This is a genomic window from Streptomyces sp. P17 (genome assembly GCF_032436805.1).
Taxonomy (GTDB): Bacteria; Actinomycetota; Actinomycetes; order Streptomycetales; family Streptomycetaceae; genus Streptomyces.
In genome coordinates this window covers 1-280 of record NZ_JAVRBF010000674.1, presented here as the reverse complement: position 1 = coordinate 280, position 280 = coordinate 1, and the positions used below count along the sequence as shown (strand labels likewise).

The following is a 280-nucleotide window of genomic DNA, read 5'->3' as shown; positions in this document are numbered from 1 at the left end:
CCTCTCCGCCCAGCCCTCCCCGGGTGGTCAGCGGGATGACTCGCCTATGGCAAAGATGGCAGCCGCTCTCCGTGGGAAAGCCGAAGCTGAGCGGGCTGCGTTCGATCAACGCGTGCAGTCCGGCGAGTGGGGGCCGATGCCGGACAACCCGGACGTACTAGAACTGCCACCTCTTCCCGAAGAGGTTGACTCGGTTCGCTGCATGATTCGCGGCGAAAAAGCGTTCGCTGAGCCCTGCGATTACTACTTCACTTCCAAGCAGATGCGTGACTACGCGCGC

1 protein-coding gene is annotated in these 280 nt (G+C 62.9%); it reads left to right on the top strand.

Features of this window, described 5'->3' with window-relative positions; translation table 11 throughout:
- Window positions 1–46: 46 nt before the first annotated feature.
- Window positions 47–280, top strand: a 234-nt coding sequence (locus tag RMT89_RS42540; protein ID WP_315889118.1) for a hypothetical protein, incomplete at its 3' end; no start/stop codon positions are given.